Annotated in this window: 10 protein-coding genes; 4 read left to right on the top strand and 6 right to left on the bottom strand. The window is 71.8% G+C overall.

The window, feature by feature from the left end:
* Positions 1-48 precede the first annotated feature (48 nt).
* From BUB97_RS23470 to BUB97_RS23485, 4 genes are all read left to right on the top strand, one after another.
* Positions 49-159, top strand: a complete 111-nt coding sequence (locus tag BUB97_RS23470) for a DUF305 domain-containing protein (RefSeq protein WP_256371399.1) — start codon at positions 49-51, stop codon at positions 157-159.
* Positions 160-276: 117 nt separating this feature from the next.
* Positions 277-483: a heavy-metal-associated domain-containing protein gene (locus BUB97_RS23475; RefSeq protein ID WP_083755532.1), complete on the top strand. Its 207-nt coding sequence runs from the start codon at positions 277-279 to the stop codon at positions 481-483.
* A gap of 143 nt (positions 484-626) precedes the next feature.
* Positions 627-1,007, top strand: coding sequence for a copper resistance CopC family protein (locus BUB97_RS23480; RefSeq protein ID WP_073139748.1), 381 nt, complete (start codon positions 627-629; stop codon positions 1,005-1,007).
* On the top strand, positions 1,004-1,891 hold the full coding sequence (locus BUB97_RS23485) for a CopD family protein (RefSeq protein ID WP_073139753.1): 888 nt from the start codon (positions 1,004-1,006) through the stop codon (positions 1,889-1,891). The genes BUB97_RS23480 and BUB97_RS23485 overlap by 4 nt, the downstream gene beginning before the upstream one ends.
* 614 nt (positions 1,892-2,505) lie before the next feature.
* Here the strand turns inward: BUB97_RS23485 and BUB97_RS23490 are convergent.
* The 6 genes from BUB97_RS23490 to BUB97_RS23520 form a co-directional block, all read right to left on the bottom strand.
* Positions 2,506-2,976, bottom strand: coding sequence for a c-type cytochrome (locus BUB97_RS23490; RefSeq protein ID WP_216348653.1), 471 nt, complete (start codon positions 2,974-2,976; stop codon positions 2,506-2,508).
* 146 nt (positions 2,977-3,122) lie between these two features.
* Positions 3,123-3,464 (bottom strand): hypothetical protein, encoded by a 342-nt coding sequence (locus tag BUB97_RS26450; protein ID WP_175562728.1) that lies wholly within the window; start codon positions 3,462-3,464, stop codon positions 3,123-3,125.
* An 11-nt stretch (positions 3,465-3,475) separates the two neighbouring features.
* Complete coding sequence (locus tag BUB97_RS23500; protein WP_073139756.1) at positions 3,476-3,907, bottom strand: DUF411 domain-containing protein; 432 nt, start codon at positions 3,905-3,907, stop codon at positions 3,476-3,478.
* A 31-nt stretch (positions 3,908-3,938) separates the two neighbouring features.
* The gene (locus BUB97_RS23505) at positions 3,939-5,363 is read right to left on the bottom strand and encodes a multicopper oxidase family protein (protein WP_073139760.1); all 1,425 of its coding nucleotides are present in this window, start codon (positions 5,361-5,363) and stop codon (positions 3,939-3,941) included.
* A gap of 536 nt (positions 5,364-5,899) precedes the next feature.
* Positions 5,900-8,038 carry a protein-disulfide reductase DsbD family protein gene (locus BUB97_RS23515; RefSeq protein WP_175562729.1) on the bottom strand — a complete coding sequence of 713 codons (2,139 nt, stop codon included), beginning with the start codon at positions 8,036-8,038 and terminating at the stop codon, positions 5,900-5,902.
* A 37-nt stretch (positions 8,039-8,075) separates the two neighbouring features.
* On the bottom strand, positions 8,076-10,293 hold a 2,218-nt coding region (locus tag BUB97_RS23520), incomplete at its 5' end, for a heavy metal translocating P-type ATPase (RefSeq protein WP_139281445.1).

The raw sequence follows: 10,293 nt of genomic DNA on the forward strand, positions 1-10,293 counted from the left end.
GCGGGATGTCCAACGGCTGGCTGACGATCAGCTCGGAACCGCGAGGCGATAGACATGGCCCGCGTGGAGCTCGAGCATGGGCGCGATCCGGAGATGCGGCGCACCGCGCAGGAGATCATCCAGAAGCAGCAGCAGGGGATCACCGAGCTAAGGGCCTGACCGTCCCATCATCCGATTCGATAGCGCCGTCCGGCTGGAGCCGGTGACTACGTTCCACTTGACCTTCCCACCGCGGGAAGCCGTACCTCTTCTCACCTTCAGAAGGAGGGCGACGCGATGATGCGCTTCACGATCGAGAACATGAACTGTGGCGGCTGCGCCAAGGGGGTGACTGCGACCGTCAAGGCCGCCGATCCGTCGGCGGAGATCGAGGTTCAGCTGGACAGGAAGGAGATCACCGTGAGCGGCGGTCGCACCGACAGCGACGCGCTGCGGGGTGCCCTACAGGCGGCCGGATGGAAGGCGGAGACTGCTCCCGCCTGAGGCAGGCCGCCGTCGGCACCATGCGGCAGCGGCAACAATTTGGTGTGCAATTGTCGCTGCCGTCAGCCGGGCATCCGCCTATTCATCCTGGGAGGCTTCCGCCGCGCTGCTCGGTTGCGACGAGCCTGAGCACAGGAGTTCCCATGTCTTCACGCTACGCATTCATCCGGCGCGGTGTGTTCGCTGCCGCCTTCGCTGCGCTTCTGGCTCCCGGAGCCGCCTCCGCACATGCGATGCTGCATTCCTCCGATCCCACCGACGGCGCGACGCTGAGCGCTTCGCCGCGCGCGCTCAACCTGATGTTCACCGAAGACTGCCGCGTCACGGCATTGCGCCTGCTCGACGAGGGCGGCCGCGAGCACCAGTTGCGCCGTGAGGGCGGACGTGCGGCATCGAGCCGGGCGACCGCGACGGTTGCTACGCCGCTTCCGCCGGGTGCCTACCGCCTCGAGTGGCGCGCCATGGGCGATGACGGCCACGTCATGAGTGGGGCGGTACGCTTCGCCGTGAACGCCTCCCGGTGATCCTGGAGCTGCTCCGGCCGGAGCCGGATCTGCTCCGTGGACTCTCCGCGGCGCTGCGCATCGTGTACTACGTGGCGTGCCTCGGGGCTGCAGGCTTGGCGGTCTTCGCCATCGGCTTCGGGCGACTCCAAGAGCCGCAGGACGCCGCCGCATGCCGCAGCATGACACTGGGAATGGTGGTGGTGGGGCTGGCCTCCAGCCTCGCTTGGCTGGCTACTCAAGTGGCCATCGCGTCGGATGGGGATCCGTTCGACGCCGAGGTCTGGGACATGATGCTGACGTCCCGCCCGGGCAACTCCGTCCTGATCGCGTGCGCAGGCTTGATCGCGGTGGCCGTGGCCACCTGGATCGGGCGCGCCGCCGTCGCGGTCGGCGCGGCGGGCACCCTGGCGGTGGCGGCGAGCTTCACGGCGGTCGGCCACACGACCCAGCACCAGCCCCGGCTGCTGCTGGCGGCCGCCCTCGTGGTGCACCTTCTGGCGGTAGCCTTTTGGGCAGGCAGCCTGTGGCCGCTCTTGCTGGCCTCCAGGCGCGGCGGCCGGGAGGCGGCCCAGCTGGTCGAGGGCTGGGCACGGGCCGCCACCTGGATCGTGGGCGGCCTTGTCCTGGCGGGGGCGGTGCTGGCTTGGCTCCTGGTCGGGCGCCTGGAACTCCTTGTGACCACGGCCTACGGCCGGGCTCTCCTGACGAAGGTGGCACTGGTCGGCGTCCTGCTGGGCTTCGCGGCTTGGCACCGGTTCCGGCTGACGCCTGCCCTCGCGATCAACCGCCCTGGATCCGGCAGGCGGCTCGCGGTCTCCATTGGTTGGGAGATCGTCGTGATGGTCCTGGTGTTCTGGGCCGTCGCGGAGATGACCTCCACCAGCCCGCAGGGTGAGGGCTGAACGCCCGCTGGTGCTGGCCCGCGGCCCGACCCTTCCTTGGTGCGAGCCGCGGGCATGTACCGACGGGCACCGCTCACCTGACGGTCACCGATCGGCCGCCGCCGTCAGGCCGGTGGCGACCCGGCGCGCAGCGGGAGCGCCGATTGCCGGAGCGGCGCCCACCTCGTCGCCACTGGGGGGACCACGCCTCTCCCGTGGCGACACCGACGTTTGTCAACACTGACGCTGGTGGCCGGGCTCCCATGTAGCCGCCGGTGCGCCCGGTAGCGCACATCTGAAGTTGAAGTCGGTTCCTGCGCGTCTGGAGCCCCTGCATGTCCGCGATGGAGGAAAGCCCCGAGGCCAATCTCGCAGCCCCCATGGCGACATAACGTTCCGGGCGCGTTTAGTAGTGACGTTCCGCGCGATTCGTAGTGATAATGCCCCGCAAGCCAATGAAATCACTGGCTGATTCCGGCCCGAATGAAGAAAGAGATACAGGGACCCTACTCACAACGCTCTCGGGGCCGCCGTGCGCCCTAGCTTGCGCCGGAACGCACCCGGAGCCGGATCAACTCTCCCCTTGCTCGTCAGGACGGGACCGAGCGTCTGCCCGCGGGCTCGCGGGCACGCTTTCACCGGCCCGCCTCCCTCTGGATCCGGCTTTGGCGCTCCTGGAGGCTGCGCTCGCGGTCCGGCCAGCTGCTCTTGATGAACGCGAGGACCGCGCGGATCTCGGTGTCCGAAAGCACGCCCTTGAAGCCCGGCATGTCGCTCTCATACCCACCGCCGACGACAGCGGACGTACCGTCCCGAATGATCCGGAACAGAACTGCGTCGGGATGGTGCCAGGTATGGCCCGAGGCATCGTGCGGGGGCGCAGGCAGCTTTCCGTCGGGTCCGCGTGAGCGCCAGTTCGGCTGGCCCTCCAGATTCACACCGTGGCACCGCGCGCACTGCTCGGCGTAGATCTGGCGGCCGAGGGTGACCTGCTCCCGATCGCCGGGGCTGATTGCGGCCGATGCCGGATCTGGCTGGCCACGCCCCGAGAGCAGCACCGCGCCACCTATTGCGGCCGCGAGCACGGTGACGAACGCGGCGAGCAACAGATGCCGCCGCCGTCGTCCTAGGTCTGGACGCCTCACCACTCACCTCCAAACGATGCACGATCCGGGACGACGTGCGCGGCAGCTCCCAGCAGGGCGGAAGCGATCAGCAGGTGTTCTGAGAACCTTGTCGGCGTCATAACCCCTCAGCTTTCGGCCGCCGCGACCTCACGCGGGCGGCCCATTGCCTTCGACGCGGACGCGGTCGAACCCGCTTTGACCTGGGGCTCGCTCGCATGGCACGACCGGCCCGACTTTCCGGCCATGCACAGTCCCAGGGCGCACATGACAATGCACGGCGCCACACTGACCAGGATTGGGGCAACGCCGGTCGCGGTGAGCCAAGTCCACTGCCAGGAAACGCCCGCCGCCACGGCAGCGAGTCCGAGCAGCACCAGGGCGCGCCGCCCCCGCAGAGCCGGGCGGAGGCGGCCACCGATGCCGCTGATGGGCGCACGCGCTTGGGTAAGGTCTGATTGGATCGTCATCTGCAGCCTCCTCAAATGGTCGCGTGGACACTGGTGCTGCCGTCCCAGGCGACGGCGTGGATGCAGAATGGCTCCCGCCTAGTCCCCGCCGTGCCGAGCGGCGTCCCCGCGGGAGTGGTGGCCCTCATCCGCGGCCGCTCGGCTGAGAGCCTGCGAATGGCTCCGGCGGGGACGTGTCCCTCGGCGTCGCAGCCTTCGGCAGCGGCGATATGGCAGCCATCCACTTCCTCACGGGTGCCCGCCGCGCGGCTCATCGTCGCCAGGGCGCCGGTCAGCCGAACGCCGACGGCGAAGCCGTTCCGCCGAAGGTGCGCCGCGTAGTCCTCGCAGTTGCACTGCGGGCTCTTTCGGAGCGTGACCTGCGTCGGGGTGTTTGCCTGCACGCGCAGCCGGGCGCTGGCTGCCGCCGAAAGGGAGGCGCGGCGGAAGAGTGAGGTCGTCATCGGTTCTCCTTTTCTCGGTGTCCGGCTCGGCTCAGGCCACCCGCAGCACGCCCATCAGGCCGCTGACTTCGTGGTCCATGACATGGCAGTGCAGCATCCAGTCGCCCGGGTTGTCGGCGACGAAGGCGACCTCCACGGTCTGGCGCGGCTCGACGAGCACCGTGTCGCCCCATTCCGCCCCGGCCACCGCGGTGCCGTTCCGGGTCAGGACCCGGAAGCTGTGGCCGTGCATGTGCATCGGGTGCCACCACGCGGTCTCGTTCCGAAGCGACAGCACGCAGGTCCGGCCGCGTGCGAGGGTCAGCAGCGGCGGCATGCCCGTGTCGCCTCTGCCGGTCATGGACATGCCGTTGATGGCCCATGCCGCCCCGCGCATGCCCATCATCCCCATCATGCCCCTGCCGCCCATCATCCCGCCCTGGAGCGCGAGTTCGTGCCGCTCGGCCGTGGCGAGGTCCGGCTCGGGAAGCGGGTTCGGCGGCAGGCGGACCGGGGCGTCCAGTGGGTGGCCGCGAAGGGGCGCGGAGCCGTCATAGGCGAGCGCGACGAGCTCGTAGGCTGAGCGGCCGTAAAAGTCGTCGATCACGGCGTAGCGGCGCCTCGGCTCGCTAACCATGTCCAAGATGACGTCGGCGCGCATGGCGGGACCGAGCAGCAGCCGCCCACCCGCGGGTTCGTGCGGCTCGCAGGGCTGGCCGTCGAAGGCGATGACGACGGGCCGGTGCCCCTCGAACCGCAGCGCCATGATGCGCGCCGTGGCTGCGTTGATGATGCGCAGCCGCACGCGCTCCCCAGCGCGGACGTTGAGTGCGTCTGGCACCCCGCCGTTGACGGTGACCGTGTTGCCGAGGCGGCCACCCATCGCCGCCTCCATGCGGCCGCCGAAGCCCGGAGCGATCTGGGTGCCGCGCGTCAGCCGCCAGTCCTGGATGACCCAGAGCAGCTCGCGGTCCACCCGGGGCGGCTCCCGCTCCTCGACGATCAGCGCCCCGGCCAGCCCGCGTCCCTGCTGCACCAGGCCGTTATCGTGCGGGTGGTACCAGAAGGTCCCGGCGTCGGGCGGCGTGAACTCGTAGGCGAAGCTCCCGCCGGGCTTGATGGACGGTTGGGTTAGTCCCGGCACGCCGTCCATGGCGTTGGGCAGCCGGATGCCGTGCCAGTGCACGGTCGTGCCCTCGTCCAGGCGGTTTTCCACGGTGGCGCGGAACCTCGCCCCTTGGCGGACCCGGAGCACGGGTCCGGGGACCGAGCCGCTGTAGGACCAGACGGCTGTGGCCGGTTGGTCGTCCCCGGCGATCAATGCGCGGGCCGGTTCGGCGGTCAGCCGCAGGGAAGCGGGCACGCTGGTGGCGGATGCGGCATGTCCCCTGCCGGGAAGCGTGCCCGCCAGAGCGAGGGCGCCGCCTGCGGTCCAGAGTTGCCGCCGCGTCAGGTCCGGCGGGGTGGTGATTGGCATGTTTTCCGTCCTCGTCATGCCGCCGCGGCCCGCAGGAGGGCGGGTGCACGGCGCGGATCCGGCGAAGGCCGGACCCATGGATCTCCGTCCGCCGCCCGCGGTGGGCGGGCGACGGTTAGACGAGGGTGGTGGGTCTGGGTGGGAAAGGGTCGGGCGGGAGCGCCCGGCCCCGCTGGCCCGCAGGCGCCCCCACAGCGTACTCGAACGCGACGGCAACGGGCGCGCTGAGGACCGCCGGGGCCGGTAGGCCGACGAATGCACCCAAGCAGGCGAGGGCACTGCACGGCATCATCTTGGCGCCGCCATCGCCGCCGGGTGCCTTGGCCGCGCAGTCGCCACAGGACTGGCCGGGGCCTCCGGCCGTCGTGGTGCCGCCGGGCATGGGCATTGCCGACGCGGTCCCCGGCAGCGCCGTCGCCAGCACGAAGGCGAGGGCCGTCAGGACCAGCAGCAGGCGTCGGAGGACGGGCATGCCCATGGCCGGACGATATGCACCGTGGTGTTCGCCGTGCAAGGTCACGCCCATCCGAACTCCCTCACCGAACCGGCGCCAGGTCGGCCCCGCGGGCGCGCCGGAGCGCGTCCAGCACCGCCTCGCGGCTCAGGACCTCGGACAGGACGATGCCCCGTGGGGCACCCGGGCCGTAGACCGCGTTGAAGGGGATGCCGAACCGGTCGTTGTTGGCGAGGTAGTCGGAGATCCGGACGTCCGGGCGGGTCCAGTCGGCCCGCATGGCGACCACGCCCGGCTCGGCCAGGGCCGCGGCCACCTCGGGGCGCTCCAGGACCAGGGCGTCGTTGACCTTGCAGTTGGCGCACCAGTCGGCGGTCACGTCCACGAAGACCACCTTGCCCTCGGCGACGAACCGCCGGAGGGCGGCCTCGTCGAACGGCGCCCAGGCCGTCGCCGCGGCATTCGGCGGAGCCGCCCGAAGCACGGCGGGCGCGGTTCCGGCGCCGAGCAGAGCGAGCACGACCACCACCGCGGCAGCGGGCGAGCCGATCCGCGGGCGCAGCGCCAGCGCCCCCGTCAGCACCACCAGCGCGGCGGCCACCGCGCCCGCGGCCAGCCATGAGGTCTGGGCAGCCAGCACGGTCAGGAGCCAGGCCGCGGTCCCCGTCAGGGCGATGGCCAGCACGCATCGGAGCGCGATCATCCACCATCCCGGCCTCGGCAGGAGGCGGACCACGCCCGGGAAGGCGGCGCCCAGGAGATGCGGCGCGGCCAGCCCAACCCCCAGGGCGCCGAAGATGGCCAGGATCTCGGCAGGGCCCCGTGCCAACGCGAAGCCGACGGCCGTGCCGACGAAGGGTGCCGAGCACGGCGTCGCCAGCACCGTGGTGAACGCCCCGGCCGCGAAGCTGCCCGCGAGCCCGTCCCCGCCCGCACGGCCCATCGCGGTCGCGAGGCGCGATGGCAGCGGGATCTCGAACAGCCCGGCGAGGCTCGCCGCGAAGACCGCGAGGGCGGCCGCCATCGCCACGAGGAACACAGGCTGCTGGAACTGCATGCCCCAGCCAACGGCGAGCCCGGCGGCCTTGAGGACGGCCAGCGCGCCGCCGAGGGCGAGCATGGAGGCGACGACGCCCGCCGCCGTGGCCAGGAAGCCGAGGCGGATCTGGCGGCGCGCCTGCCCCCGGTGGCGCAGGGCGGCCATGAGCTTCAGGCTGAGCACCGGCAGGACGCACGGCATCAGGTTGAGGACCAGGCCGCCAAGCAGCGCCACGCCAAGGAACGGCAGCAGGCTGCCCCACCCCGCTCGCGTGGCGCCCGCCGCGACCGTGCCTCGGGTCTCCGACGCCCGTTGCCCGTCGAGCAAGGTCACCGTGACGTCGGAGCCCGGCATACTGACGACGTCCGGCCCCGAGGTGACGGGGAGCAGCGCCGTCGCGGTCCCGCGGTCGGCGCTGAAGGAAAACTCTGGCCTGCCGAAGGTCCACCGCCCGCTCTCAACGATGACGTCCGGCGCCGAGAGCGGCTGCCGGGAGGAAATCCGGACCTCCAGCGCGGCTGGGTTCCCGGGCAGCGCGGCGACGCCGTCCACCGCGAGCCCGGACCGCGAGCCGTCGTCCGGCACCCGGGCCTCGTAGCGGGCGATGAGATTGGCCGCCTCCGGGTCCACGGCAGCGGCGCCCGCTGGCAGGTCGAGCGAGAGTTCCAGGCTCTTGGGCACGCAGACGGTGCTGCATACGAGGATGTCAAGCCTGCCCCGGAGCGCGACCGGCTCGCCGGGACGTTCGGAGACGATGGTCAGGGGAAAGACGACCTTGTCGAAGTAACCGAAGGTCTCGAGCCCGAACAGCGTGAACCGGGTGGGCGCGGGCCAGCGCCAATCCACCGAGGCGACATTGACCGAGCCGGTCCAGTCCACCGCGGGCGGCGTTCCGGCGTCCCCGGGCGACCGCCAGTAAGTGTCCCAGCCGTCGCCCATAGCGACCTGGAGCCCCGCGCGGACTTCCTTGTCGGATCCTGCTGTGTCGGCCGCCGTGAGCAGGCGGGCGCGAACGATTTCCCCGGACATCCACGGGCCGCTCGCCGCCATCGGCGCCGCGACGGGCCACGCCAGGACGAAGGCGACGAGCGCCGCGGCGAGCAGGCGCGGGCGGACTCGGAGAGCTTCCGATATGGTCCCGAAGCGTTTGCGGTATCGGTCCGCCTCAATCGTGGCAGCCACGCGCGCCGCCCCTCCGATGCTCATGCTTGCCCCGCCGCTACGCCCGTGGGTTCCAGCCGCGGAGCAAGAGCGCGTTCGTGACCACGCTGACGCTGCTCAATGCCATCGCCGCGCCCGCGACCATCGGGCTGAGCAGCCCCAGGGCCGCCAGGGGGATGCCGACCAGGTTGTAGACGAAGGCCCAGAACAGCCCCTGCCGGATCTTGCGGTAGGTCCGCCGCGACACGTCGATGGCGCCTGCGACCAGCGCCGGGTCGCCACGCATCAGGGTCACGCCCGCCGTGTGCATGGCGACGTCGGTGCCGGTCGACATGGCGATGCCGACATCCGCCGCGGCGAGCGCAGGCGCGTCGTTGATGCCGTCGCCGACCATGGCGACCACCCTGCCCTCGCCGCGCAGCCCGGCGACCGCCTCGGCCTTGCCCTCGGGCAGCACCTCCGCGACCACCTTGTCGATGCCCAGCGACCGGGCGGCGGCGGCCGCGGCGCCTCGGTTGTCGCCGGTCAGCATGACCGTCTCGATGCCCTGGCGATGCAGCCGGTCAACGGCGCCACGGGCCGAATCCTTGACGCTGTCGCCGAACGCGATCAGGCCCAGAACCCGGCAGGTGGGCGCCGTCTCGGCCAGCCAGGACACGGTCCGCCCCGACTCCTCGAGGTCACTGGCCGCCGGGGCGAGCGCGTCCCCGGCCAGCCCGTTCTCCTCGAGCAGGCGCCGGTTGCCGAGGACGAGCGAGCGGCCCTCGACCGCGCCCGAGACGCCCCGCCCGGCGAGCGCCCGGAAATTCATGGTCGCGAGCGGCGTGACGCCCTCGGCCCGTCGCCGGACGGCGGCCGCCAGCGGGTGTTCGCTCCCGGCCTGGAGGGCAGCGGCCAACCGGAGAACCTCCGCCGCGCCCGTCCCCTCGACGGGGACGACGTCCGTCACCTCGGGGCGCCCCTCGGTCAGGGTCCCGGTTTTATCGAACGCGACCGTGGTGACCGCGTGCGCCCGCTCCAGCGCCTCGGCGTCCTTGATCAGGATGCCGTGCCGCGCCGCAGCGCCGGTGCCGACCATGATGGCGGTCGGCGTCGCCAGGCCCAGGGCACAGGGGCAGGCGATGACCATGACCGCCACCGCGTTCAGGATGGCCGCCGTCGCGTCACCCGTGACCGCCCACCAGCCGACGAAGGTGACGAGCGCGATGCCGAGCACGACCGGGACGAAGACCGCGCTGACGCGGTCCACCAGGCGCTGGATCGGCGCCTTGGATGCCTGGGCGCCCTCGACCAGCCGGACGATCCTGGCCAGCGTGGTCTCGGCGCCGACGGCGGTGGTCTCGATGACCAGCAGGCCGTCCGTGTTGATGGCGCCGCCGGTGACCTTGGCACCGACCACCTTTTCCACGGGCAGGCTTTCGCCGGTCAGCATGGACTCGTCGACGCTGCCGCCACCCTCCACCACGCGCCCGTCCACCGGGATGCGCTCGCCGGGGCGGACCACGACGGCGTCGCCGACCCGGACCTCGGCGAGCGGCACCTCGACTTCGGCGCCGCCCCGGCGCAGGCGCGCCTTGTCGGGCCGGAGATCCATGAGCGCGCGGATGGCCGAGGCCGTCTGTCCCTTCGCGCGCGCCTCCAGCCACTTGCCGAGCAGGACGAAGGTGATGATGAGCGCCGAGGACTCGAAGTAGAGCGCGGGCGCGTGATCCCCGTGCGCCGTCAGCAGCCCGTAGACGCTCAGGCCCCAGGCGGCCGTCGTGCCCAGGGCAACCAGCAGGTCCATGTTGCCGCTGAAGGACCGCGCGGCCTTCCACCCGGCCACGTAGAACCGCCAGCCCAGCCAGAACTGCACCGGCGTCGCGAGGGCGAGTTGAACCCAGCCCGGCGGCATCATCCACTCGGCCCCGAGCAGATGCCCCACCATGCCGAGCAGGAGCGGCGCCGAGAGCGCGGCCGCGGTCACGACGCGGAACAGGTCGCGGCGGCTCCGTGCCGCCGCCGCATCGGCCTCCTCCGCCGGGGAGCCCGCCTGCTCGACCGGACTGGCCTCGTACCCCGTGTTCTGAACGGCGGCGACGAGCTGATCGACCGAGACGGCGCCGCGGGCGGCGGTGACGCGGGTCCGCTCCGTGGCCAGGTTCACCTCGGCCTCAATGACGCCCGGCACCTGCTTGAGCGCCCGCTCGACCCGGCCGACGCAGGAGGCGCAGGTCATGCCCTGGACGTTCAGGTCGAACTCGGACACGGGGACATCGTACCCCGCCTCCTCCACG

It is taken from the genome of Muricoccus roseus (genome assembly GCF_900141905.1).
GTDB lineage: Bacteria > Pseudomonadota > Alphaproteobacteria > Acetobacterales > Acetobacteraceae > Roseomonas > Roseomonas rosea.

Coding starts and splice junctions, on each gene's coding strand:
- BUB97_RS23505 (WP_073139760.1), bottom strand. CDS start 5,363: ATGCCAATCACCACCCCGCCGGACCTGACGCGGCGGCAACTCTGGACC.
- BUB97_RS23475 (WP_083755532.1), top strand. CDS start 277: ATGATGCGCTTCACGATCGAGAACATGAACTGTGGCGGCTGCGCCAAG.
- BUB97_RS23500 (WP_073139756.1), bottom strand. CDS start 3,907: ATGACGACCTCACTCTTCCGCCGCGCCTCCCTTTCGGCGGCAGCCAGC.
- BUB97_RS23480 (WP_073139748.1), top strand. CDS start 627: ATGTCTTCACGCTACGCATTCATCCGGCGCGGTGTGTTCGCTGCCGCC.
- BUB97_RS26450 (WP_175562728.1), bottom strand. CDS start 3,464: ATGACGATCCAATCAGACCTTACCCAAGCGCGTGCGCCCATCAGCGGC.